The sequence below is a fragment of the Streptomyces bullii genome (genome assembly GCF_042657145.1).
GTDB lineage: Bacteria > Actinomycetota > Actinomycetes > Streptomycetales > Streptomycetaceae > Streptomyces > Streptomyces bullii.
On the sequence record NZ_JBHSNY010000015.1, the window covers coordinates 186,133 to 208,868 of the forward strand.

General features: G+C 72.1%; 21 protein-coding genes and 1 pseudogene. 11 read left to right on the top strand and 11 right to left on the bottom strand.

Features of this window, described 5'->3' with window-relative positions; translation table 11 throughout:
• Positions 1-18: 18 nt before the first annotated feature.
• Entirely contained in the window at positions 19-858 is an 840-nt protein-coding gene (locus ACFPZJ_RS35430) for a polysaccharide deacetylase family protein (protein WP_381030473.1), read from the top strand.
• Between the two features lie 30 nt (positions 859-888).
• On the opposite strand, the gene ACFPZJ_RS35435 is transcribed toward ACFPZJ_RS35430, so the two are convergent.
• Entirely contained in the window at positions 889-1,557 is a 669-nt protein-coding gene (locus ACFPZJ_RS35435) for a class F sortase (RefSeq protein WP_381030476.1), read from the bottom strand.
• A gap of 815 nt (positions 1,558-2,372) precedes the next feature.
• On the opposite strand from ACFPZJ_RS35435, the pseudogene ACFPZJ_RS35440 reads away from it, so the two are divergent.
• Positions 2,373-2,836 (top strand): annotated as a pseudogene (locus ACFPZJ_RS35440) (hypothetical protein).
• Between the two features lie 88 nt (positions 2,837-2,924).
• On the opposite strand, the gene ACFPZJ_RS35445 reads toward ACFPZJ_RS35440, so the two are convergent.
• Positions 2,925-3,689, bottom strand: coding sequence for a bestrophin-like domain (locus ACFPZJ_RS35445; RefSeq protein ID WP_381030479.1), 765 nt, complete (start codon positions 3,687-3,689; stop codon positions 2,925-2,927).
• Positions 3,690-3,724: 35 nt separating this feature from the next.
• Positions 3,725-3,853: a hypothetical protein gene (locus ACFPZJ_RS35450; protein ID WP_381030481.1), complete on the bottom strand. Its 129-nt coding sequence runs from the start codon at positions 3,851-3,853 to the stop codon at positions 3,725-3,727.
• A 776-nt stretch (positions 3,854-4,629) separates the two neighbouring features.
• Here ACFPZJ_RS35450 and ACFPZJ_RS35455 point away from each other — a divergent pair.
• The 3 genes from ACFPZJ_RS35455 (at position 4,630) to ACFPZJ_RS35465 (ending at position 8,940) form a co-directional block, all read left to right on the top strand.
• Positions 4,630-5,616 (top strand): SCO0930 family lipoprotein, encoded by a 987-nt coding sequence (locus ACFPZJ_RS35455; RefSeq protein ID WP_381030659.1) that lies wholly within the window; start codon positions 4,630-4,632, stop codon positions 5,614-5,616.
• 370 nt (positions 5,617-5,986) lie between these two features.
• A complete protein-coding gene (locus ACFPZJ_RS35460; RefSeq protein ID WP_381030484.1) occupies positions 5,987-6,799 on the top strand; it encodes an SAM-dependent methyltransferase in 813 nt (270 codons plus the stop codon).
• Positions 6,796-8,940 carry a putative bifunctional diguanylate cyclase/phosphodiesterase gene (locus tag ACFPZJ_RS35465; protein WP_381030486.1) on the top strand — a complete coding sequence of 715 codons (2,145 nt, stop codon included), beginning with the start codon at positions 6,796-6,798 and terminating at the stop codon, positions 8,938-8,940. The genes ACFPZJ_RS35460 and ACFPZJ_RS35465 overlap by 4 nt, the downstream gene beginning before the upstream one ends.
• 450 nt (positions 8,941-9,390) lie before the next feature.
• On the opposite strand, the gene ACFPZJ_RS35470 is transcribed toward ACFPZJ_RS35465, so the two are convergent.
• Positions 9,391-10,275 (bottom strand): LysR family transcriptional regulator, encoded by an 885-nt coding sequence (locus tag ACFPZJ_RS35470; RefSeq protein WP_381030488.1) that lies wholly within the window; start codon positions 10,273-10,275, stop codon positions 9,391-9,393.
• A gap of 120 nt (positions 10,276-10,395) precedes the next feature.
• On the opposite strand from ACFPZJ_RS35470, the gene ACFPZJ_RS35475 reads away from it, so the two are divergent.
• From ACFPZJ_RS35475 to ACFPZJ_RS35495, 5 genes are all read left to right on the top strand, one after another.
• The gene (locus ACFPZJ_RS35475) at positions 10,396-11,064 is read left to right on the top strand and encodes a succinate dehydrogenase (RefSeq protein WP_381030490.1); all 669 of its coding nucleotides are present in this window, start codon (positions 10,396-10,398) and stop codon (positions 11,062-11,064) included.
• Positions 11,065-11,066: 2 nt separating this feature from the next.
• Entirely contained in the window at positions 11,067-13,019 is a 1,953-nt protein-coding gene (locus ACFPZJ_RS35480; protein WP_381030493.1) for a fumarate reductase/succinate dehydrogenase flavoprotein subunit, read from the top strand.
• A complete protein-coding gene (locus ACFPZJ_RS35485; RefSeq protein WP_381030495.1) occupies positions 13,016-13,765 on the top strand; it encodes a succinate dehydrogenase/fumarate reductase iron-sulfur subunit in 750 nt (249 codons plus the stop codon). Before ACFPZJ_RS35480 ends, ACFPZJ_RS35485 begins: the two co-directional genes overlap by 4 nt.
• Positions 13,766-14,066: 301 nt before the next feature.
• A complete protein-coding gene (locus ACFPZJ_RS35490) occupies positions 14,067-14,858 on the top strand; it encodes a GNAT family N-acetyltransferase (RefSeq protein ID WP_381030498.1) in 792 nt (263 codons plus the stop codon).
• Entirely contained in the window at positions 14,858-15,850 is a 993-nt protein-coding gene (locus ACFPZJ_RS35495) for a lysophospholipid acyltransferase family protein (RefSeq protein WP_381030501.1), read from the top strand. Before ACFPZJ_RS35490 ends, ACFPZJ_RS35495 begins: the two co-directional genes overlap by 1 nt.
• A gap of 428 nt (positions 15,851-16,278) precedes the next feature.
• Here ACFPZJ_RS35495 and ACFPZJ_RS35500 read toward each other — a convergent pair whose 3' ends face one another.
• From ACFPZJ_RS35500 to ACFPZJ_RS35525, 6 genes are all read right to left on the bottom strand, one after another.
• Positions 16,279-17,277 carry an LLM class flavin-dependent oxidoreductase gene (locus ACFPZJ_RS35500; protein ID WP_381030503.1) on the bottom strand — a complete coding sequence of 333 codons (999 nt, stop codon included), beginning with the start codon at positions 17,275-17,277 and terminating at the stop codon, positions 16,279-16,281.
• A 43-nt stretch (positions 17,278-17,320) separates the two neighbouring features.
• A complete protein-coding gene (locus tag ACFPZJ_RS35505; RefSeq protein WP_381030506.1) occupies positions 17,321-18,499 on the bottom strand; it encodes a GTP-binding protein in 1,179 nt (392 codons plus the stop codon).
• A gap of 6 nt (positions 18,500-18,505) precedes the next feature.
• Entirely contained in the window at positions 18,506-18,676 is a 171-nt protein-coding gene (gene rpmF, locus ACFPZJ_RS35510) for a 50S ribosomal protein L32 (protein ID WP_095750490.1), read from the bottom strand.
• A 62-nt stretch (positions 18,677-18,738) separates the two neighbouring features.
• Positions 18,739-19,146, bottom strand: coding sequence for a (2Fe-2S) ferredoxin domain-containing protein (locus ACFPZJ_RS35515; RefSeq protein WP_381030509.1), 408 nt, complete (start codon positions 19,144-19,146; stop codon positions 18,739-18,741).
• A 59-nt stretch (positions 19,147-19,205) separates the two neighbouring features.
• Positions 19,206-20,810: a sodium/solute symporter gene (locus ACFPZJ_RS35520; protein ID WP_381030511.1), complete on the bottom strand. Its 1,605-nt coding sequence runs from the start codon at positions 20,808-20,810 to the stop codon at positions 19,206-19,208.
• The gene (locus tag ACFPZJ_RS35525) at positions 20,804-21,256 is read right to left on the bottom strand and encodes a DUF485 domain-containing protein (RefSeq protein WP_381030514.1); all 453 of its coding nucleotides are present in this window, start codon (positions 21,254-21,256) and stop codon (positions 20,804-20,806) included. Before ACFPZJ_RS35525 ends, ACFPZJ_RS35520 begins: the two co-directional genes overlap by 7 nt.
• Before the next feature lie 438 nt (positions 21,257-21,694).
• Here ACFPZJ_RS35525 and ACFPZJ_RS35530 point away from each other — a divergent pair, with 438 nt between their 5' ends.
• Positions 21,695-22,186, top strand: a complete 492-nt coding sequence (locus ACFPZJ_RS35530) for a phosphatase domain-containing protein (RefSeq protein ID WP_381030517.1) — start codon at positions 21,695-21,697, stop codon at positions 22,184-22,186.
• A gap of 200 nt (positions 22,187-22,386) precedes the next feature.
• On the opposite strand, the gene ACFPZJ_RS35535 is transcribed toward ACFPZJ_RS35530, so the two are convergent.
• Positions 22,387-22,602, bottom strand: a complete 216-nt coding sequence (locus tag ACFPZJ_RS35535; RefSeq protein ID WP_381030520.1) for a dodecin — start codon at positions 22,600-22,602, stop codon at positions 22,387-22,389.
• Between the last annotated feature and the right edge of the window lie 134 nt (positions 22,603-22,736).

Here is a 22,736-nt window from a genome sequence, read left to right on the forward strand (position 1 = left end):
CCGGGCGACTGATGAGTCATGCAGAAGGATCAGTTGTTGTTCACACGTCGCCGCGCTCTCCTCGCGGGCGCCGTCGCCGCCGGGGCGGCCGGCACGGCCGGTGTCCTCGCGGCGGGCGCGGGAAACGAACCGGCCCGGCCGCCCTCGCCCGTGGCCGGCCCCCCTGCGCGCCGCCCGCTCAGGCCCTCCGCGTACCGCCTCCAGCCCATGACCGGTTTCGGCCCGCCGCGCGCCGCACCCGTCCGGACCCCGGTACGGAGCGCGCCCCTGCTGCGCGTGTCCGGACGCGGCCGGACCATGGTGCTGACCTTCGACGACGGCCCCGATCCCCGTTACACCCCGGCCGTCCTGGACACACTGGCGCGGTACGACGTCCGCGCCATGTTCTTCGTGTGCGGGCAGATGGCCGACGAGAACCGGGACCTGCTGGTCCGGATGGCGGACGAGGGGCACGTCGTCGGCAACCACACGTGGTCCCACCCGCTGCTCACCCGCCTCAGGCGTGACCGGATCCGCGCCGAGATGGCACGCACCAGCGACCTGGTCGAGGAGGTGTGCGGCGAACGCCCCGAGTGGTTCCGCGCGCCCTACGGGGCCTGGAACCGCGCCGCCTTCCAACTGGGCGCCGAACTCGGCATGGAGCCGCTGGCCTGGACGGTGGACACCCTCGACTGGACCACCCCGGGCACCCGCACCATCGTCCACCGGGTGGAGAACGGCGCCGCCCCCGGCGTCGTGGTGCTCTCGCACGACGCCGGGGGCGACCGCTCCCAGAGTGTCCGGGCTCTGCGCCGCTATCTGCCGCGCCTGCTGGACTCCGGCTACTACATCACCGTCCCTCGGCGGCATTCCGTGTGAGCCTCGCCCGTCGGCCCGGTCGGGGAACGCTCAGCGGACCTCGACCAGGCGGGCGAAGGCGACGACATTGCCGGCGTAACCGCCCTGCTCCGAGAAACCGCCTCCACAGGTGATGACCCGCAGTTCCGGAGCGCCCTTGGAACCGTAGACCCGGTCGCCGGGGAAGTCGTCCTTCTGGAAGACCTCGATGCCGTAGATCTCGAACACGGCTGTCTTTCCGTCCTTGCGGGCGACCTCGACGTGGTTTCCCTTCTTCAGGGCGCCGAGTCCGTAGAAAACGGCGGGACCCTGCTGGTTGTCGACATGGCCGACCACGACCGCGGTGCCTTTTTCGCCGGGGGAGACGGCGCCGGTGAACCAGCCGGCCAGGTTCGGGTCCTCCGCGGGCGGCGCGCCGACCCAGCCGTCCGCGTCCAGACCCACGGGGATCACCGGCGCGTCGACCTGGATCGCGGGGATCCTGACCCGGTCCGGCACGGCGTACGGCAGCGGCTGCACGGCCTGTGCGAAGGTGCCGGCGGGCACCCGGCTGTCCGCCGCGGCGGCCGTGGCCGGCTGCGGCGGACCCACGTCGAACTCCCCCGAACCATTCCGAATGAGAGCGAGGCCGGTCAGCAGAACAAGCGCTATCACGCCCCACGGGGCACGCTTCTTCGGCCGCGCCTCCTCTTCGGCCTCGGTCAGCTCGGACGCAAGCATTCGCCATCCCCTCTCGACGCGGCCGTCGCCGCGTCATTCGCGCATACCAGAACGCTAAGCGCGGCGCGCGAAACCGGCGACGGGGCAGCGGCGAACGGGTGGCCGGTGCCTTTTTGGTGCGCCATCCGAGTTGCCGCCGACAGGAATTTTCCGACCGTTCGTGACCTGCGGCGATATCCGATTGTGCGGTGGTCGTTCCGCGTGTTCGCTCACCAGGACGGACCATTCCCGAAATGCGCGCCCGCGCAGGGCAACTGAGGGTCTTTCTGGGAGGCGCTTTCTCGCCGATCGACCGGGGACAGGTCCCGGGGCGTCTTCCGCGGAGGATCTCATGCGCAACTCTCGTGCCCTGGCGGCCGCCGGCGCCGCGATCGCCGTCCTCGGGCTCGCCGCCCCCACGGCCGTCGCGTGGGACGGCGTCCCCGGTACCCACACCAGCAACGACGGCGGGCCCGGCGGCGGCCAGAACGGCAACGGCAACGGCGGCAACTTCGGCGGAAACGGCAACGGAAACGGCGGCGGAAACGGCGGCGGAAACGGGGGTGACAACGGCTTCGGGGGCGGCAGGGGTGACAACGGCTTCGGAGGTGGGAACGGGGGCGACAACGGCTTCGGAGGTGGGAACGGGGGCGACCACGGCTTCGGAGGCGGCAGGGATGACAACGGCTTCCAAGGCGGCAATGGCGGCAATGGCGGAAACGGTGGTGGCGGCGACAACAACGGCGGCGACGGGGGCGGCAATGGCAGGGGCGACGGCGGTGGCAACGGCGGCAACGGCGGCAACGGCGGCAACGGCGGTGGCAACGGTGGCGGCAATGGCAGGGGCGACGGCGGTGGCAACGGCGGCAACGGCGGTGGCAACGGGAGCAGCGCCGTCAGCCCGAGCAACATCGTCGCCCTGCCCGGCGTCATCGCCCGCGGCGGCCAGCTGACCATCACGGTCGACGGCTGCCGGCGCGGCGGCACCGCGACCTCCAACGCGTTCCCCAGGACCAATCTGACGCCGATCCGCGGCGCCAACGACACGGCGAGGGGCACCGCCACCATCAACGCCGACGCCCGCCCGGGCACGTACGACATCACGGTCCACTGTGACGGCAGGACCCTGACCCGCCCGGCCGCCTTCACCGTCATCGGCGGTGTCCGCGGCGGCATCGGCGGCAGCAGCTCCAGCGGTGCGACGCCGACCGACATCGCCATCGGCGGCGGTCTCGTGGCCGCGGCGGCGATCGGCGGCGGTGTGTTCTGGATGCGGCGCCGCGCCGAGAAGCGGATCTGAACCGACGGGCCCCGGCCCCGGACGCCGTGCGGCGCCGGGACCGGGGCCCGTCCGTCGGCGCAGGGCCCGTCCGTCGGCCGAGGGGCCGTCAGTCCTCGACGTGCGGGAAGAGACGCAGGAACGGGTCGGTCGTCGCGGTGATGCCGCGGCTGTACGGCGCGTCGAAGTCCCAGATCAAGAAGAGCAGGAACGCGATCAACGCGGAGAACAGCCCGGCGAGGATCAGTTCGCGCGCCGTGCGCCGGATCTGCAGCGCGAACAGCATGCCGACGGTGACGACGGCTCCGGTGATCAGCCCGAACCACACCACGCCCGGCATGGTCGGCGCGGCCGACTCCGCCCGGGCGGTCCGCGCCTGGTCCGCGGCGGTCACCTGGTCGACGAGCGGCTGGTAGGCCTGGGCCTCGAAGTCGGTGGCCGGCCGGTGGTCCGTGACGTCCCGGCGTACCTGGTCGAGCAGTTCGGTGCCGCGCTCGGTGACCTCGCCGGTGTCGGCCATGGCCTGCCACTCGGTGGTGACGACGTGTCCGACATAGGCATCGACATCAGCGCGGATACGGTCGCGGACCTCGGCCGGATAGACCCGCACGCGTTCCGAGATCTCGTGCAGCGCGGCCGCCTCCGCCCGCACGTGCTCCTGGGCCGCGCCGCGCGCCTCCCACACACCGGCGATGGCCAGGCCCAGCACGATGGCGTACAGCACGCCGATCCACATCGTGATGTACTCGATGACGTCCGGGGTCTCGCTGGGGTCCTCGTCGTCGGCCGCCGTGCGGTGCCGTACGAGGGTGATGACGACCACCACGGCACAGGCGGCCAGCATCGCGAGGGTGAGAACGAGCCATTCCGGCAAGAGGTGCCTCCAGGACTTCGGGGATCGGCGCGCTGTCAGCGCGGGCGCAGCGCGGCGGCGGCCACCACCGCGGGCGTCGTGATGAGAAGGACGAAGACGAGCGGTGACGGAGCGCCGTTCGAGGTCTGCCGGCGCGGTGCGGCGCGGTAGGGCGGGTAGTGCACGGGGGCCACCGACGGACGCGGCTTCTCCCGTTTGTCCGGCGTCTCGCGCGGTTTCTCCGGCGGTTTCGGCGGTGGGGCCGGTGGCGGTGTCGGCGCGGGCACCGGGCGGGCAGGAGGCACCGCCGGCCGGGGAGCCGGTGACGGAGGTGGGGGTGGAGGGAGCGGCTGAGGCGGCGGTTCGGGCCGCGCCGTGGGTTCCGGGTCCGGTGGCGGTGGTGGGGGCGGTGTGGGCGTCGGCTCCGGCGGCGGTGGGGGCGGCGTCGGTGTGGGAGTCGGTGTCGGTGTGGGGGTCGGCGTGGGCTTCTGGCATGACGGGGGCGGTGGCCAGGTGAGGCGGCCGCCGACGACCGCAACCGCCTGTGTGCCGTCCGGCCCGGTCGAGGCGTACGCGCAGGCGTCGGCCGTCGCGGCGTCGGCGGGTGCGCCGACGAGTGCCCACGCCAGTGTCATCACGGCCAACGCCCTGACGACACGGCCGCATTGGGTCGGTGGGGGTCCCTGCACAACGAAGATCATGTGCCCTGTCCCGCGTCGGCGCGCCGGAGTGCCGGGGGATTGCCCCGAAGGGGTGAAAGTCGCGATCCGGCGGTTTCTTCCGGTCTCACCCGCGCACCCGCCGGTGCGCACGCGCGTGCGACAAGTCGGGGCCCGCGGCGCGGGTTCCGCAAAGAAATGTGCGACGTGGTTGAACACAACCGTGGTCGCCATGCGTACCCAGTGTCGTGCGGCGGCGCAGCAGGGCGCTGCAACACCCTTGCGATTATCGGGAGTTGACGATGAAGACCTCCTGGCGGAGCGCCTCACTCGTGGCGAGCGCTGCGGTGGTGCTGGCGCTGACGACGGCGTGCGGTCAGGAAACCACCCCACCGGCGAGCAGCCAGAACGTGGGCGCCACGGCCGCACCGGGGGACTACGGCAACATCGGCACGGGAGCCGACGGCGCGGCCGGCAGTACGGGAGGCCAGCAGAGTTCCGCCAGCCCGTCCGCTCCGGCTGCCGCTCCCGCGGGCAAGCTGGCCGTCTCCACCAACGCCGAAGTGGGCAAGGTGGTGACCGACAGCCTCGGCCTCACCCTGTACCGCTTCGACCAGGACACGGCCGAACCGCCGAAGTCGAACTGCGACGGCGACTGCGCCAAGACCTGGCCCCCGGTGCCCGCGGACGACGCCACGGCCGGCGAGGGCATCGACAAGGCGCTGCTCGGCTCTATCACCCGCGCCGACGGCACCAAGCAGCTGACCATCGACGGCTGGCCGGCGTACCGCTACGCCAAGGACGTCAACGCCGGGGACATCAAGGGCCAGGGCGTGGGCGGCAAGTGGTACGCGCTGGCCCCCGACGGCAAGAAGGCCCAGGGCGGAGCGGAGGCGGCCGGCGAACTGCCCGGCCTGTCCACCCGCAACGACCCCAAGCTCGGCGAGATCGTCATCGACAAGAACGGCCACACCGTCTACCGGTTCATGAAGGACTCGCAGTGGCCGATGAAGACCGAGTGCACCGGCGCGTGCCTGGACAAGTGGCCCGTCGTCGCCCCGGTCGACGCGAAGGACACCGAGGGCATCGATCTGCAGGGCTCCACCCCCAACCGCGGCTACGTCGTCTTCGACCGCCCCGACGGCATCAAGCAGCAGTCCATCGACTGCATCCCGATCTACACGTTCGCCGGTGACAAGAAGCCCGGCGACACCAACGGCCAGGGCGTGGGCGGGACCTGGTTCGCCATCCGGCCCGACGGAAAGCCGGTCGGCGCGTCGGAGAAGTAGAGAAACCTCCCCAGGGTTGATCATCTCGTCACCCGACGTCGGCGACCACGGTCCGCCCCTCCGCTCCCCCGCGGAGGGGCGGACCGCTTTGCCGTGATCACCGGAAACACCCGGGACTCTCCGGAACCTCCCGAACCCTCCGGAGTTCTCCGGAGTTCTCCGGAGTTCTCCGGAACCCGCCGGAACCCTCCCCACCGTGGCGCACACTCTTCACAGGGCGTTCGAGAGCTGTGCAGGGGGGTATCAATCCGGCACGTGCCGCAGGCAGTGACCGGGAACGGATGGTCAATTTCCGTTTCGGGTCGCTCCCTTGGCGGGCGATCAGTAGCCTCAGCTCGAACACCGGATCGCCTACGCCTTGGAGAGATAGATGGAGCGTCCCGCCTGGGCCCCACGGAGCATCGACATCACGGTGCCGAGCGTTTCCCGGATGTACGACTACTACCTGGGCGGTTCGCACAACTTCGAGGTCGACCGGGAAGCGGCCCGCAAGGCCATGCAGTTCATGCCGGGACTCCCCAAGATCATGCAGGCGAACCGGGCGTTCATGCGCCGCGCGGTGCGCTTCGCGGCCGACGAGGGCATCACCCAGTTCCTGGACATCGGCTCGGGCATCCCGACCTTCGGCAACGTCCACGAGGTGGCCCAGGCGGCCAGCCCCGGCGCGCGCGTGATGTACGTCGACCACGACCCGGTGGCCGTCGCGCACAGCCAGGCGGTGCTGGAGGGCAACGACGACGCGGACATCGTCGCCGCGGACCTGCGCAAGCCCCAGGAAATCCTCAACAGCCCCCAGGTGAGGCGGCTGATCGACCTGAATCGGCCAGTGGCGCTGCTTCTCGTTGCCATACTGCACTTCGTGGAAGACGCGGACGACCCGTACGGCGCGGTGGCCGAGCTGCGCGACGCGCTCGCGCCCGGCAGCCTGCTCGTGCTCACGCATGCCTCGTACGAGGGGATCCCGCTGCCGCAGGAGCGGGCGGAGGGCGCGGTGGACGTGTACAAGGACGTCCGCAATCCGCTGATCATGCGCTCGCGCGAGGAGATCGCGCGGTTCTTCGAGGGGTACGACATGGTGGAACCCGGACTGGTGCCGATGCCGCACTGGCGGCCCGACACCACACCGGAGGACGAGGATCCGTACGCGTTCTCCGGTTTCGCGGGCGTGGGGCGTACGGCGTGATCGCGGAGCCGGACGGGCCGGAGGACAGACTGCGCCGGTTCGCCACGATCTGGAGCCGGGCGGTGTACCCGGTCACCTCGACGTCGTCGACCCGGCCCCAGTTCGAGGACCAGCTGCTGCCGCTGGCCCGGCGGTTGAGCCGGGCGCTTGCGGCCAGGTCCTTCGACGCGGAGGAGGGCAGGGCGGTGGGCGCCGGGCTGGTGGCCGCGCACTGCACCGACCCGGAGGCGCTCAGCCGCACCCTGGACTGCGTCGACGCGTACCTGGTGCTCTACTGCGGCGGCGACGGCGACCAGGAGGACCTGCGGGCGCGCTGCGCACGGCTCCAGCACGCCATGGCCGCCGGGTTCGCCGGGGCGCTGCGCCAGCGGACACTGGCCGAGCAGGAGTCCATCGCCCAGGCCGCCCTTCAGGCGCAGGGCGTGGTGGCGCAGGCGCTGCACGCGACCGAGGCCCGTTTCCGCGCCGTCTTCGAGGGCGCGGCCATAGGCATCGGCATGGCCGACCTGGAGGGCAACATCCTGCAGGTCAACGGCGCGATGCTGCGCATGTTCGGCCTGACCGAGCAGGCGCTGCGCAGCCGCAACGTCCGGGAGTGGACCCACCCCGACGACGCGCCCCAGACCTGGCGGCTCTACGACGAACTCGTCAGCGGCGAGCGCGAGCACTACCATGTGGAGAAGGCGTTCTACCGCCCCGACGGAACGGTGCTGTGGACCAACCTGACGGTCTCCCTGCTGCGTGACCCCGACGGCAACCCGCAGTACCAGCTGGCCCTGATGGAGGACACCACCGAGCGGCGGCTGCTCAACCTGCGGCTGCGCTACGAGGCCACGCACGACGCGCTCACCGGCCTGCCCAACCGCACCTTCTTCTTCGAGCGCCTGGAGAAGGCACTGGGCGCCGGGGAAGGGCAGCGGTTCGGCCTGTGCTACCTGGATTTGGACGGTTTCAAGACCGTCAACGACAGCCTCGGCCACTCCGCCGGCGACCGGTTGCTCGTCGAGGTCGCCGACCGGCTCCAGGCGTGTGCCACCGCGCCCGGCGAGATGGTCGCCCGGCTCGGCGGCGACGAGTTCGTGGCGCTGACGACCGGCCCGGACACCCAGCGCAAGGTCGACGAGCTGGCGGCCCGCATCATGAACGCGCTGCTCGCCCCGATCAGCGTCGACGGGCGGGAGCTGACCGTGCGCGGCAGCATCGGCATCGTGGAGGGCCCGGCGGGGGAGCGCAGCCCCGCGGAGGTGCTGCGCAGCGCCGACATCACCATGTACCGGGCCAAGTCGGCGGGCGGCAACCGCTTCGAGCTCGCCGATCCGGAGGCCGACGCCCGTGCCATCACCCGGCACGGGCTGACCACGGCGCTGCCGACGGCGCTGGAGCGGGGCGAGTTCTTCATCGAGTACCAGCCGCTGGTGCACCTCGGCGACGGGAGTGTGCGGGGTGCGGAGGCGCTGGTGCGCTGGCTGCACCCGCAGCACGGCGTGCTCGGGCCGGACCGGTTCATCCCGCTCGCCGAGCACACCGGGCTGATCGTTCCGCTGGGGCGCTGGGTGCTGGAGGAGTCGGTGCGGCAGGCCCGGGAGTGGCGGGAACTGCACGGCGGCGCGGAGGCGTTGGGCCCGCTGCGGATCAACGTCAACCTCTCGCCCTGCCAGCTCACCCACCCCGGTCTGGTGCAGGACACCGTCGACATCCTGGAGCGCGCCGGCGTGGAACCCCACGCGCTGTGCCTGGAGGTGACGGAGTCGGCGCTGATCGGCGCGGACGACGACCTGCTCAAGCCGTTGCGGCGCCTCGCGGAGATGGGCGTCGACATCGCCCTGGACGACTTCGGTACGGGCTACTCCAACCTGGCCAATCTCCGCCGGCTGCCGGTCAGCATCCTCAAACTGGACCGCTCCTTCACGCAGAGCATGCAGCAGTTCCCCGCCGACCCCGTCGACCTCAAGATCGTCGAGGGGATCGTGTCGCTGGCCCACAGCCTGGACCTCGCGGTCACGGTCGAGGGCGTCGAGACGGGCGCGCAGGCGGAACAACTCCGGACACTGGGCTGCGACACGGCCCAGGGCTGGTACTACGCCCGCCCCGGTCCACCGGAGCGGCTGCACGAGCTGGCCCTGGTGGACGCGACGGGGTGACGCCGGGGCGTGCTGCCCACCCAGCCGAGGCGGTGCCCTGAAAGGAACGCCCTGGGGCTCCGCCCCAGACCCCCAGCGCGGCCGCACTTGTGCGCCCCGGCTGCGCTGTGTTTCAGACCCGGCCGGGCCCGCGCCCCAGACCCCCGGCGGGTCAAACCCCGGCAGGGCTCCGCGCAGAACCCGGCGGCGCTCCGCCCCGGAAGTCCGCCGGGGTCTGCAGCCCCGCGTGTCACCAGGACTCCGCGCCGCACCCCTCGGCACTCCGCCGAAGAACGGGCGAGCCCCCATCTCGCCCCCTGTAGGGTCCGCCCGCTACGCGCACGGCCCAACCCCGGTCGTAACCAGCGCAAACACCGTTCGTCAGGGTTCCAGCGTTCACAGGGAGAGAGAGTAGGTAGACGGGTCCCCCGGGACGCACCGGAATTGTCGTCCCGCCCGCGCGCCGGCGCCTCACCGCTCCAGCAGCATCCGCTGCAGCTCCCGGGCGGCCCGAGGCGGAGCCACATCGCTGCGGTGGGCCAGGGCGATGGCGCGGTGGAGCCCGGGGCGGGTCAGGGGAGTGACCCGTAGGCCGCGGCCGGAGCGGGCTGCGACCATGCGGGGGACGACGGCGACGCCCAGTCCCGCGCGTACGAAACCGAGCACCGCGTCCATCTCCCCGCCCTCCACCGCGAAGTCCGGTTCGAACCCCTCGGCGCGACACGCGGCCACGGTCAGTTCGCGCAGGTCGTAGCCGTGGCGGAACATCACCAGGCGTTCGCCCTCCAGGTCGGCGATGTCGACCGTGCGCCGGCCCCGGCCGGGGCGCGGGGCGTCGGGGGAGGACACCACGACCAGGTCCTCGCGCAGGAGTTCCACCGTGGTCAGCGCGGGGGACGGTGTGGGCAGGGGCAGGACGACCAGGGCCAGGTCCAGGGCGCCGCGGGCCAGATGCCGTACCAGGTCGTGGGAGCCGCCCTCCTCGATCAGCAGCTGGATGCCGGGGTAACGGTCGTGGAAGGCGCGCAGTACGTCCGGCAGCAGGCCCGTGCACAGGCTGGGTGTGGCACCGAGGCGCACCCGGCCCCTGCGCAGTTGCACCAGTTCCTGCACCTCGTGCCGGGCCGTGTCCGCGTCGGCCAGGATGCGCCGGGCCAGGGGGAGCAGGGCCTCTCCGGCGTCGGTGAGGGTGATGTTGCCGCGCGCCCGGAGGAACAGGTCGGCGCCGAGCTCCCGCTCCAGCGCCCGGATCTGCTGCGACAGCGACGGCTGGGCGACATGGACCAGCTCCGCGGCCCGGGTGAAGTGCCGGGTCTCGGCGACCGCCACGAAGTACTGGAGCTGCTGGAACTGCACCCCTCCACAATAGTCCCTGCCTATGGAATCAAGCCGGAGCATGTCTTGGACCGATGAGCACCTCCGGCCGTAGCGTGCTGTGACATGGCTCTGGCAACGCGGACGGACCGACGGCCGTCCATGGCACGCACCGTGTGGGACTCGACCGTCGGCAAGAAGGCAGTGATGGCGGTCAGCGGCCTGATCATGCTGCTGTACCTGGTCGCCCACATGATCGGGAACCTGAAGATCTTCTTCGGCGCGGGCGAGTTCAACCGCTACGCGCACTGGCTGCGCACCGTCGGCGAGCCGTTCATGCACTACGAGTGGACGCTCTGGCTCATCCGGGTCGTACTCGTCGTCGCCGTCGTCGCCCACGGCGTGTCCGCGTACCAGCTCAGCCGCCGCGACATCCGGGCGCGGCCCAGCAAGTACGTGCACAAGAAGCCGCGCGCCAGTTACGCGACGCGCACCATGCGCTGGGGCGGGATCATCCTCGGCCTGTTCATCGTCTGGCACCTGCTGGACCTGACCACCGGGACCGTGCACCCCGGATTCCAGCCCGGTCACCCGTACCAGAACGTCGTGGAGACCTTCTCCACCTGGTACGGCAACGTCATTTACATCGTCGCGATGGTCGCGCTCGGCCTGCACATCCGGCACGGCTTCTGGAGCGCGGCCCAGACCCTCGGCGTCGGCAGCCGCACCCGCGACCGCGCTCTGAAGGCCGCTGCCAACGTCCTCGCGCTGCTGCTCACGGCCGGTTTCATCGCCGTCCCCGTGGGCGTCATGACCGGAGTGGTGAGCTGAACATGACCTCTGAGTACACGAACTACACGGTGGGCGAGCCCGTCGCCGACACCCAGGCCCCGGCCGGGCCGATCCACGAGCGCTGGGACAAGCGCCGCTTCGAGGCCAAGCTGGTCAACCCCGCCAACCGGCGCAAGCACACGGTCATCGTCGTCGGCACCGGCCTCGCGGGCGGCTCCGCGGGTGCCACGCTGGCGGAGCAGGGCTACAAGGTCGTCCAGTTCTGCTACCAGGACTCTCCGCGCCGCGCCCACTCCATCGCCGCGCAGGGCGGCATCAACGCCGCAAAGAACTACCGCAACGACGGCGACTCCGTCCACCGGCTGTTCTACGACACCGTCAAGGGCGGCGACTTCAGGGCGCGCGAGTCGAACGTGCACCGGCTCGCACAGATCTCCATCGAGATCATCGACCAGTGCGTCGCCCAGGGCGTGCCGTTCGCCCGTGAGTACGGCGGTCTGCTCGACACCCGCTCCTTCGGCGGTGTGCAGGTGTCCCGTACGTTCTACGCCCGCGGCCAGACGGGCCAGCAACTCCTCCTCGGCGCCTACCAGGCGCTGTCCCGGCAGATCGCGGCCGGGAACGTGGAGATGCATCCGCGTACCGAGATGCTCGACCTGATCGTCGTCGACGGGCGGGCCCGCGGCATCGTGGCCCGTGACCTCGTCACCGGCAGGATCTCCACCTACTTCGCGGACGCCGTCGTCCTCGCCTCCGGCGGCTACGGCAACGTCTTCTACCTGTCGACGAACGCCATGAACTCCAACGCGACCGCGATCTGGCGGGCGCACCGGCGCGGCGCGTACTTCGCCAACCCCTGCTTCACGCAGATCCACCCCACCTGCATCCCGCGCACCGGCGACCACCAGTCGAAGCTGACGCTGATGAGCGAGTCGCTGCGCAACGACGGCCGGATCTGGGTGCCTAAGGCGAAGGGCGACGACCGGCCGCCGAACGAGATCCCCGAGGACGAGCGCGACTACTACCTGGAGCGCATCTACCCCTCCTTCGGCAACCTGGTACCGCGTGACATCGCCTCCCGCGCCGCGAAGAACGTCTGCGACGAGGGCAGGGGGGTGGGCCCGGGAGGGCAGGGCGTGTACCTCGACTTCGCCGACGCCATCAGGCGGATGGGCCGCAAGGCCGTCGAGGCCAAGTACGGCAACCTCTTCGACATGTACCAGCGGATCACCGACGAGGATCCGTACCGGGTGCCGATGCGGATCTACCCGGCCGTGCACTACACGATGGGCGGCCTGTGGGTCGACTACGACCTGCAGACCACGGTCCCCGGCCTGTTCGCGATCGGCGAGGCCAACTTCTCCGACCACGGCGCCAACCGGCTCGGCGCCTCCGCGCTGATGCAGGGCCTGGCCGACGGCTACTTCGTCCTCCCGGCCACCATCAACGACTACCTCGCCCGCAACCCGCACAAGGACGAGGTCGACGCCGGCCACCCGGTGGTCCAGGAGGTGCTGGCCGAGACCGAGGACCGGATCAACATGCTGCTGTCGGTCGACGGCGACCGCACCCCCGACTCCTTCCACCGTGAACTCGGCGAGCTGATGTGGGAGTTCTGCGGCATGGCCCGCACCGACTCCGGCCTGCGCAAGGCCCTGGAGCGGATCCCGCAGATCCGCGAGGAGTTCTGGCGGCGCATCAAGGTGCCCGGCACCGGCGAGGAGTTCAACCAGTCGCTGGAGAAGGCCAACCGCATCGTCGACTACCTGGAACTCGCCGAGCTCATGTGCCTCGACGCGCTGCACCGCACCGAGTCCTGCGGCGGCCACTTCCGCGAGGAGTCCCAGACGCCCGACGGTGAGGCGGCCCGCAAGGACGACGAGTTCGCCTACGCCGCCGCCTGGGAGTTCACCGGCACCGGCGAGGCGCCCGTTCTGCACAAGGAAGACCTGGTCTTCGAGTACGTCCACCCCACCCAGCGGAGCTACGCATGAAGCTCACCCTGCGCGTCTGGCGGCAGAAGAACGCCGACGCCGACGGCACCATGTCCACGTACGAGGTGGACGGCATCTCGCCCGACATGTCGTTCCTGGAGATGCTCGACACCCTCAACGAGCGGCTCATCCTGGAGGGCGAGGAACCGGTCGCCTTCGACCACGACTGCCGCGAGGGCATCTGCGGCGCGTGCTCCCTCGTCATCAACGGGGAGGCTCACGGGCCGGAGCGCACCACCACCTGCCAGCTGCACATGCGGTCCTTCCAGGACGGCGACACGATCGACGTCGAGCCGTGGCGCGCGTCGGCATTCCCGGTGATCAAGGACCTGGTGGTGGACCGGTCGGCGTTCGACCGGATCATCCAGGCCGGTGGCTACATCACGGCGCCGACGGGCTCCGCGCCGGAGGCACACGCGACGCCCGTGCCCAAGCCCGACGCCGACTTCGCCTTCGAGCACGCCGAGTGCATCGGGTGCGGGGCGTGCGTGGCGGCCTGCCCGAACGGGGCCGCGATGCTGTTCACGTCCGCGAAGGTCAACCACCTCAACGTGCTGCCGCAGGGGGCGCCCGAGCGGGAGACGCGGGTGCTGGACATGGTGGCGCAGATGGACGAGGAGGGCTTCGGCGGCTGCACGCTGACGGGCGAGTGCGCGACCGCCTGCCCGAAGGGCATTCCGCTGACCTCCATCACCGGCATGAACAAGGAGTGGCTGCGGGCCACGCGGAAGGTGGCGAAGCGGTAGCCGACGGCCGCGGGCCCGTCACGGCGGGCCCGCGCCCGCACGGCGGAGCCGCGGAGCGACACAGCCCGCGCCCCCGCGGGTCGCAGGAGACGTTCGCCGAAAGGTGCGGACGGGCGGGACCGGGAGTGGTGCTCATCCCGGTCCCGTCTCGCTTTCCCGGGCACGCCCCTGGCATTCAACAACCCCACATCCCCGCTCCTGGCACTGGTCACGCGCCGGTCAGCCCGCGTCGGAAGAACAGGTGCGGCAGACCGCACCGCTCCCGTCTGCCGCCGCCTCGCCCGTGACTGAGGAGAGTGCCATGACCGGCGTCCTGACCGCCGACCGTCCCCCGCACCCCGCCGCACCCACCCGCTACACCGTCGGCCTCGCCCGCGACGAGGAGGACGTCCGCGCCGCCCAGCGGCTGCGGTACGACGTCTTCGCCGGGGAGATGGGCGCCCTGCTGCCCGCCTCGCAGCCGGGCCACGACATCGACGCCTTCGACGCGTACTGCGACCACCTGCTGGTGCGCGAGGAGGTGACCGGCCAGGTCGTCGGCACCTACCGGCTGCTCCCGCCGGACCGCGCCGCCGTCGCCGGACGCCTGTACTCGGAGGGCGAGTTCGACCTCGGTGCCCTCGACGCCGTCCGGCCGGGGCTCGTCGAGGTCGGCCGTTCCTGCGTGCACCCCGCCCACCGCGACGGCGCGGTCATCAGCCTCATCTGGGCCGGCATCGCCCGCTACATGACCGACCGCGGCCACGAGTGGCTCGCCGGCTGCTGCTCCCTCCCGCTCGGCGACGGCGGCGCGCTCGCGTCAGCGACGTGGGACCGGGTGCGCGCCAAGCACCTGGCGCCCGAGGAGTACCGGGTACGGCCCCTGCTGCCCTGGACGCCGGAAGCGCCCGGCAGCGGCCCGGGCGAGGCTCCGCCCGCCGTCCGCCCCGAGCTCCCGGCGCTGCTGCGCGGCTACCTGCGCCTGGGCGCCTGGGTGTGCGGGGAGCCCGCGCACGACCCGGACTTCGGGGTCGCCGACCTGTACGTGCTGTTGCCGATGCGCCGGGTCGACCCCCGCTACCTGCGGCACTTCCTCTCCCTCGTACCGGCCTGATGAGCGTCTGGCTGCCCACCGCGCCCTGCACCCCGCAGGCGTGCGTGGAGCCGGCGGGGAGCACACGGACCGTACCGCGGACCGTACTGCGTCTCACGGCGGTCCTCGTCCTCCTCGCCGCCGGGATCGCGCTGTCGCCGCTCGCCAGGCGGCCCCCCGGCTCGCGGGGGAGGATCCCCTCCTGGCTGGTTCGGCGCTGGTGCCGGTGGATCGTACGGGCCGCCGGGGTCCGGGTCCGCGTCACCGGCGCCGCCGCCCCCGCCGGGGGATTGCTGCTGGTCGCCAACCACGTCTCCTGGCTGGACATCCCGCTGCTGGCCGCCGTCCGCCCGGCGCGGATGCTCGCCAAGACCGAGGTCCGCCGGTGGCCGGTGGCCGGTCGGCTGGCCGCCCGGGGCGGCGCCCTGTTCATCGACCGCGACCGGCTGCGCGCCCTGCCGGAGACCGTCGCCCGCATCGCCCGGGCGCTGCGCGACGGGCAGGCGGTGGGGGTGTTCCCGGAGGGCAGCACCTGGTGCGGCCGGGCGCAGGGACCGTTCCGCCGGGCCGTGTTCCAGGCCGCCCTGGACGCGGGGGTGCCCGTTCAGCCCGTCCGCATCCACTACCGCCGCGCCGACGGCGCCCCCGGCACGGCCGCCGCCTTCGTCGGCGACGACACCCTGCCGGCCTCGCTGTGGCGGGTGGTCTCGGCCCACGGCCTGGTGGCCGAGGTGCGGGTGCACGGCCCGATCCCACCGGGCGGCCACCCGGACCGGCGCCTGCTGGCCCTGGCCGCCGAGCGGGCCGTCCTACCGCGGCCGCATCAGCTCCAGGTCACCGCCCCCGTCGTCCAGCACCGCACCGTGCCCGGCCTGACGCGCCACCCTCTCCACACGGGCGAAGAGCCGGCGCTGCACGGACACGTCGCCGGTGGCCGAGACGCGGTCCACGGCCCGCAGGAGGGCGCCGGTGTCCCAGCCGGGCAGCGGGTGGCGGGCCAGTTCCCACCGTAGGTACTGGATGTACGGGCCCGGCCGCCGGTTCGGTCCGAGGAGCGGCTCCAGCAGGTGGCTCACGCTGTCGGCGGCGTCGAGCGGGGCGGCGGCGGTGCACCGTCGCGGTCGTTGCGCACCGACCGGTGGAGGAGTTGGCGTACGCGTCGAGCCACCCGGCGGCGGACCGCCGCGCCTCGTCGGCGCCGGGCCGGGCCATCTCGGCCGGGAGGGCGCCGGTCTCCCGTGCTCGGTGGCCATGCCGTCGTGGGCGCGGCACGCCGGTCAACACGGTCATCACGTCCCGGGGACGTCGACGTCCACTCCCTTGATCGTGGGGGCGGCGCAGCGCGGGAGACTCCGCCGGTGCCGGTGCCGGTGCCGGTGCCGGTGCCGGTGCCGGTGCCGGTGCCGGTGTGGGGACAAGCCCGGCGATTGCATGCGGGCCCCTAAGGTGTGAAGATCCGCGCCAGCCGCCGGTAGGAGTCCAGCAGGGCCGCGCGGTCGTACGTGCTGGTGGTGACCAGGACCTCCTGCGCGCCCGTCTCCTTCAGCACCGTCTCCAGCTCGTGCGCCACGTGTTCCTCGGTGCCGGCGACGTGCCCGGCGAGCCCGGACTCGTAGAAGCCGCGCTCCTTGGCCGTCATGGTCCGGGGCTCCACCCGCTCGGCCGGTCGCAGCGGCGGGAAGGTGCCGTGTGTGCGGGAGTACGCCATCGACCAGGCCTCCGGGACCAGCAGCCGCCGGGCCTGTTCGGGCGTGGCGGCCACCGCGACGGTCCCGGAGATCACGACGTGCGGCTCGCTCGCCCAGGCGGAGGGCCTGAACTCCGCCCGGTAGCGGTCGATACCGCGCAGCATCTTCTCCCGGTCGCGCAGGTCGCCGATGACCATCGGCAGGCCCGCCCGTGCCGCGATGACCGCGCCCTCGCCCATGGCCAGCACGAACGGCGGCACGGCCAGTCCCTCGGCGGGCCGCGCGTGCACGCCTGTGGGCGAGGTGCCCCGGAACCAGCCGAGCAGCTCCTGAAGCCGTGCCGCGAAGTCCTCGGCGTCGCCCTTGTCCCGGCCGAGCGCCCTGCGCACCCCGTCGGTGAAGCCGACCGACCGGCCCAGCCCCATGTCGATCCGGCCCGGGAAAAGCGACTCCAGCACCCCGAACTGCTCGGCCACCACCAGCGGCTGGTGGTTGGGCAGCATCACCCCGCCGGTGCCGACGCGGATGGTGCGGGTCGCGGCGGCCACGGCGGCGGCCAGCACGGTCGGCGCCGACCCCGCGACCCCGGGCACGCCGTGATGCTCCGAGACCCAGAACCGGTGGTAGCCGAGACCCTCGAGCTCCTGGGCCATCCGTACGGTGTCGCGCAGCGCCTCGGCGTTCGTGTGGCCCTCGCGGGTGCGGGAGCGGTCCAGGACGGAGAACCGGGTCGCGGCGATCACAGAGCTCATGCAGGGTTCAACACCGGCGGGCCCACGGCATTCCTCACCCCGGTCAGTGAGCGGGCAGCGCAGCCTGTGCGGTGTGCTCGTGCTCGCAGGCGTCCTCGACGCCGTACGTGTCCCACGCGGGGAACGGGTCGTCCGCGGGGACGCTCTCGCCGGGCCGCATCAGGCAGCCGCCCAGCGCGGTGCGCAGGCCGTCCTCGTCGAGCCCGGTCCCGATGAACACCAGCTCCTGCGCGTCGGGCGCCTCATGGTCACGGGCGGCGGACGGCTCGAACCGGGCGACGGACCCGGCCTGCGACCACAGCCCCGTCACCCGCGGTCGGCTCGCCAGCGTGAAGAAACCCTTGGACCTCAGGACCCGCCCGTACGCCCCGCCGTCCAGCCCTTCGGTCACGAAGCTCCACAGCCGGCCGGGGTGGAAGGGCAGTGGGGAGCGGAAGACGGTGGAGGAGATGCCGTACTCCTCGGTCTCCGGTACGTGGTCGCCGTTGAGCTCCTTGACCCAGCCCGGGGCCTGCTGGGCGCGGTCCAGGTCGAACAGGCGGGTGCCGAGCACCTGGTGCGGGTCCACCCGGCCGTGCACGGCCGGCACGATCCGGGCGGCGGGGTTGAGGCGGGTCAGCGCCGCCCGCAGCCGGGCCGCGGACTCCCCGTCGACCAGGTCGAGCTTGTTCAGCACGAGCACGTCGGCGAACTCGACCTGGTCGACGAGCAGGTCGCTGACGGTGCGCTCGTCGTCCTCGTACGGGGCGAGGCCGCGCTCGGCGAGGTCGTCGCCCCTGTCCAGCTCGGTGAGGAAGTCGGCTGCGTCCACGACCGTGACCATGGTGTCCAGGAGAGCGACCTCCCCCAGGGTGGCGCCGTCGTCGCGGGCGACGGCGAACGTGGCCGCGACGGGCATCGGCTCGGAGATGCCCGAGCTCTCGATGAGCAGGTGGTCGAACCGGCCCTCGCGGGCCAGCCGGTCCACTTCCTGGAGCAGGTCGTCGCGCAGGGTGCAGCAGATGCACCCGTTGGTCATCTCGACCAGGCGTTCCTCGGTCCGCGACAGGGCGGCCTCGCCGCCGCGCACCAGGGCGGCGTCGATGTTGACCTCGCTCATGTCGTTCACGATGACCGCGACCCGCAGCCCCTCGCGGTGGGACAGCACATGGTTGAGCAGCGTGGTCTTGCCCGCCCCGAGGAACCCGGAGAGCACGGTGACGGGCAGTCGCTCGTACGGCATCCGCGCTCAGCCCTCGGGGCGCAGCAGCCCGCGCTCGTACGCCTTGACCAGGTTCTGCGGGACGAGGTGCCGCACGCCGTCGATCGTGACCGGCACCAGCGTGGGCGTGGCGGCCTTCCACTGGGCGCGGCGGTGACGGGTGTTGCTGCGGGACATCTTCCGCTTGGGAACGGCCATGGTGATCCTCCTCGGTCGGACGGTACCGAGGACGCTATATGAAAATGGTTCCCATGAGCAATTCAGCGCCGCGAGCGGGTGCGTGTTCCGCGCGGCGCACGGACGAACTGCAGTGCCAGCGTGACGGGCGGCTCCGCGACGCCCGGGCCGCCCGCCGCCGCCCAGCGCACCAGGTCCTGCGTGCAGTCCTCGTCCATCGCGAAGCCGATCCAGGTGGCCCGCCCGCCGGCCCGGCGCCCCGCGGCCGAGGGCGTCACGACGATGACGTTCGCCTGGTCGCACGGGCCGAGGCAGTCAGTCGTACGGACGCGGAAGCCGTGCTCGGCCGCCGCCGCGCGCAGCCGGTCCACCTGGCCGGCGTGGTCGGTGCCGGGGTGCTTGCGGCGGTTGCCGCAGCAGCAGCCCCGGCAGACGACGAGCGTGCAGGGCAGTTCTCGGGCGGCGCCGACCGTGATCCTACGAGGAGACATGACAGAAGCATGCGGGGTACGGGTGCACGGCCGGCCACGGGGGTGCGGTGCGCGGGGTCTCAGTCCTCGGCGCCCACCAGCATCTTGACCTCGAACCGCGCGTGCTGCTCCGCACTGTCGTCCTCCTGATGCTTCGTCATCACCGTGCCCAGCCAGCCGAGGAGGAAGCCCGCGGGGATGGAGACGATGCCCGGGTTCTGCAGGGGGAACCAGGCGAAGTCGGCGTCCGGGTAGAACGAGCCCGGCGTGGAGGAGACCACGGGGGAGAACACCACGAGCAGCACGGAGATGAGCAGGCCGCCGTACAGGCTCAGCAGCGCGCCCTGTGCCGCGAACCGCCGCCAGAACAGCGTGTACACGATGGTCGGGAGGATCGCGGAGGCCGCGATGGCGAAGGCGAGGAAGGCCAGCGTCGCGGTGTTGGCGCCCCACGACACCAGCGCGAGCAGCATGCCGAGGACGCCGATGACCACGGCCGCCAGGCGGGCCACGGTCAGCTCCTCCGTCTCGCTCGCCCGGCCCTTGCGGATCACCTCCGCGTACAGGTCGTGGGCGAGGGACGAGGCCGCCGCGAGGGTGAGGCCGGCCGCGACGGCGAGCAGGGTGACGAAGGCCAGGCAGGACAGCAGGGCTGTGAGGAGGCCGCCGCCCAGTTCGTGCGCGAGCAGCAGGACGGCCGCGTCACCCTTGCGGTCCGTGCCGGCGATGGTGTCCCGGCCGACGACGGCGGTGGCGCCGAGGCCGAGGATGCCGCCGGCGAAGCAGACCAGGCCGACCAGGCCGATGGCCCACACGACCGAGGAGCGCAGAACACCGCCGCTGCGCGGGGCGAGCAGCCGCATCAGCACGTGGGGGAGGGCCGCGAGGCCGAGGACGATGGCCAGCTCCAGACTGAAGAAGTCCAGCTTGCTGGCGGTGGTGCCGCCGTAGCGCAGTCCGGGTTCCAGGAACCGTGTGCCGAGGCCGCTGCGGTCGGCCGCCGCGCCGAGCAGGGCGTCCGGGCTCCAGTCGAAGCGGTGCAGCACCAGCGCCGCCGTGACCGTCACGCCCAGCACCAGCATCACGGCCTTGATGATCTGGATGACCGTGGCGCCGGGCATGCCGCCGATGGAGGCGTACACGATGACGATGGTGCCGATCACCACGACGCACAAGGTGCGTGTGGTGGCGCTGGGTTCGCCGGTGAACTGGGTCAGCAGGGCCACGCTGCCCACGAGCTGGGCCACCAGGTAGAGGGTCGCGATGGCCAGGATGCACACCGCCAGCGCGATCCGCACCGGCCGTTGCCGCCGGGGCAGGCGCAGGGCCACCGTGTCGCCGAGGGTGAACTTCCCCGCCCGGCGCAGCGGTTCGGCGATCAGCAGCAGCACCATCATCCAGGCGACGGTGGTGCCGCCCAGGTACATCAGCCCGTCGTACCCGGTCAGCGCGACCAGGCCCGTACTGCCCAGCAGGGTCGCGGCGGACAGGTAGTCCCCGCACATCGCCAGGCCGTTGCGCAGCGGCGACATGGTGCGGTTGCCGAGGTAGAACTCGCTGATCTCGTCGCGCTGCGGAGCCGTCAGCAGCGCCATGAACAGGGTGACGACGACCACCGACAGGAACAGGACGAAGGTCAGCTGGAGACTGAACCGGTCGACGACACCGGCGGACACGGTCACCACGTGCGGAACCCCCTCGGGGCGTGCTGGGCGGTCTGGTCGGCCGCGCGGCCCGGGTGCGCCGCGTGCGCGTGGGTCTCGGGCTGCTCATGGTGGTGGAGGCGGGACCGCAGACCGCGGGCGAGCGGGTCGACCCGGGTACGCATGTGCCGGACGTAGCACCAGGCGGTCACGGCCATCACCACGAACTGCCCCAGACCGAGGGTCAGTCCGAGGGTGAGTCGGCCGAGCAGTGGCTGGTTCATGACGCCCGGGGCGAAACTCGACAGCAGGACGTACAGCAGGAAGCCGCCGACGGACAGGGCCGTCGCGCGGGTTCCGAACCGGAGTTGGGAGTGACGCAGCGACCGGAATTCGGGGGTGTCCGTTATACGGGGCGGGGGTGCCGGTTCGGCATTTCGGGCGTGCTGGGTGAATGAGTTGTCGGACCACGGTGAGAATTCGGGCAAGAGCGCACCTTCTTTGCTGCGTCATGCCGCGCACTCGGCTCTTTCGAGCCGACGCTCGTCCAGCTCCCGGGCGGGTGCGGGCGTGCCGGACACACGGTGGATGCGGGCTGTGTGGGGGACTCGTGAATGCGAAACCCTCTCTTTTCGCATTCGCATGGAGCGGCCTCGGGGTTCTGTGTGGTGAGCCCCGCACCTTCGTCCGCGGGTGACGGAGAAGGCCGGAAGCCGGAGTATGGCAGCGGTATCTTTGAACTATCAACCGGACCCCCGAATGCACGGGCGCCGTTGGCTCGTTCGGACCCCCGGCCGTGCGTTCTCGCTGTCGCGCGGCCTGCGGGAAATGGGCCGCCGGTGCACGGTCCGGACCGTTCCTTCGGCCGGACTGTCCGAAAACTTTCGATCGCATGCGGTCCGGTGCGAGCCTCTAGGGTGAGTGGTGTGACCGACACCAGCAAGGCGCCCCTCGCCGTCTTCGACCTGGACAACACCCTCGCCGACACCGCGCACCGGCAGCGGTTCCTGGAGCGCCGGCCGAGGGACTGGGACCGGTTCTTCGCGGCGGCCCCGCAGGATCCGCCGATCCCGGAGGGCGTCGCGCTGGCGCGGGAGAGCGCGCGGGAGTGCGAGGTCGTCTATCTGACCGGGCGGCCCGAGCGCTGCCGACGCGACACGCTGGACTGGCTCGCCGCCCAGGGGCTGCCAGAGGGCCGCGTGTACATGCGGCGGGACGCCGACCGCAGGCCCGCCCGGTTCACCAAACTGGAAATCCTGCGCCGCCTCGCCAGGACCCGCGAGATCCGCGTCCTGGTGGACGACGACGAGCTCGTGTGCGCGGACGCCGAACGGGCGGGCTTCACCGTCCTGCGGGCCCGCTGGGCGACGCCCTCCGCCGACCTGAAGGTGGCGCAGGAGCGGGAGGGGCGGACCTGAGGGTGACCGCGTCAGCGGGCCTTGAGGGCCGCGGCGGTCACCGGGGCCACGCGGGGGCGTCGGGACCTGTGGGGTCGTCGGGGCCGCGGCGGTCCGGGTCCGCGGCCGTCACCAGGGCCGTAGCGCTCACCGGGGCCACGGGGGGGCGTCGGGATCTGGGGGTTGTCGGGACCGTGGGGTCGTCGGGGCCGCGGGACCTGTCATTCCGTCGCTTCGAGCCGGAACCCGACCTTCAGGCCCACCTGCCAGTGCGCGATCCGGCCGTTGTCGAGCTGGCCCCGTACCTGGGTGACCTCGAACCAGTCCAGATTCCGCAGCGTCTGCGAGGCGCGCTCGATCCCGTTGCGGATGGCCTGGTCGACGCCCTCGGGCGAGGTGCCGACGATCTCCGTGACCCGGTAGATGTGGTTCGACATGCGGGTGCTCCACTCCCTGTGACGATGCCTGTGACGGGTGTGTCACGCGTCACTCCACCGTGCCCCAAGCCGGGGCCGAGCGCGAGACGTCCCGCCCGGCCGGGGGTCGCCCCGCCTCGGCGGCCCGGAGCCGC

Coding starts and splice junctions, on each gene's coding strand:
- rpmF (WP_095750490.1), bottom strand. CDS start 18,676: ATGGCCGTTCCCAAGCGGAAGATGTCCCGCAGCAACACCCGTCACCGC.
- ACFPZJ_RS35490 (WP_381030498.1), top strand. CDS start 14,067: ATGACCGGCGTCCTGACCGCCGACCGTCCCCCGCACCCCGCCGCACCC.
- ACFPZJ_RS35515 (WP_381030509.1), bottom strand. CDS start 19,146: ATGTCTCCTCGTAGGATCACGGTCGGCGCCGCCCGAGAACTGCCCTGC.
- ACFPZJ_RS35455 (WP_381030659.1), top strand. CDS start 4,630: ATGAAGACCTCCTGGCGGAGCGCCTCACTCGTGGCGAGCGCTGCGGTG.
- ACFPZJ_RS35480 (WP_381030493.1), top strand. CDS start 11,067: ATGACCTCTGAGTACACGAACTACACGGTGGGCGAGCCCGTCGCCGAC.
- ACFPZJ_RS35475 (WP_381030490.1), top strand. CDS start 10,396: ATGGCACGCACCGTGTGGGACTCGACCGTCGGCAAGAAGGCAGTGATG.
- ACFPZJ_RS35430 (WP_381030473.1), top strand. CDS start 19: ATGCAGAAGGATCAGTTGTTGTTCACACGTCGCCGCGCTCTCCTCGCG.
- ACFPZJ_RS35500 (WP_381030503.1), bottom strand. CDS start 17,277: ATGAGCTCTGTGATCGCCGCGACCCGGTTCTCCGTCCTGGACCGCTCC.
- ACFPZJ_RS35505 (WP_381030506.1), bottom strand. CDS start 18,499: ATGCCGTACGAGCGACTGCCCGTCACCGTGCTCTCCGGGTTCCTCGGG.
- ACFPZJ_RS35460 (WP_381030484.1), top strand. CDS start 5,987: ATGGAGCGTCCCGCCTGGGCCCCACGGAGCATCGACATCACGGTGCCG.
- ACFPZJ_RS35495 (WP_381030501.1), top strand. CDS start 14,858: ATGAGCGTCTGGCTGCCCACCGCGCCCTGCACCCCGCAGGCGTGCGTG.
- ACFPZJ_RS35535 (WP_381030520.1), bottom strand. CDS start 22,602: ATGTCGAACCACATCTACCGGGTCACGGAGATCGTCGGCACCTCGCCC.
- ACFPZJ_RS35435 (WP_381030476.1), bottom strand. CDS start 1,557: ATGCTTGCGTCCGAGCTGACCGAGGCCGAAGAGGAGGCGCGGCCGAAG.
- ACFPZJ_RS35485 (WP_381030495.1), top strand. CDS start 13,016: ATGAAGCTCACCCTGCGCGTCTGGCGGCAGAAGAACGCCGACGCCGAC.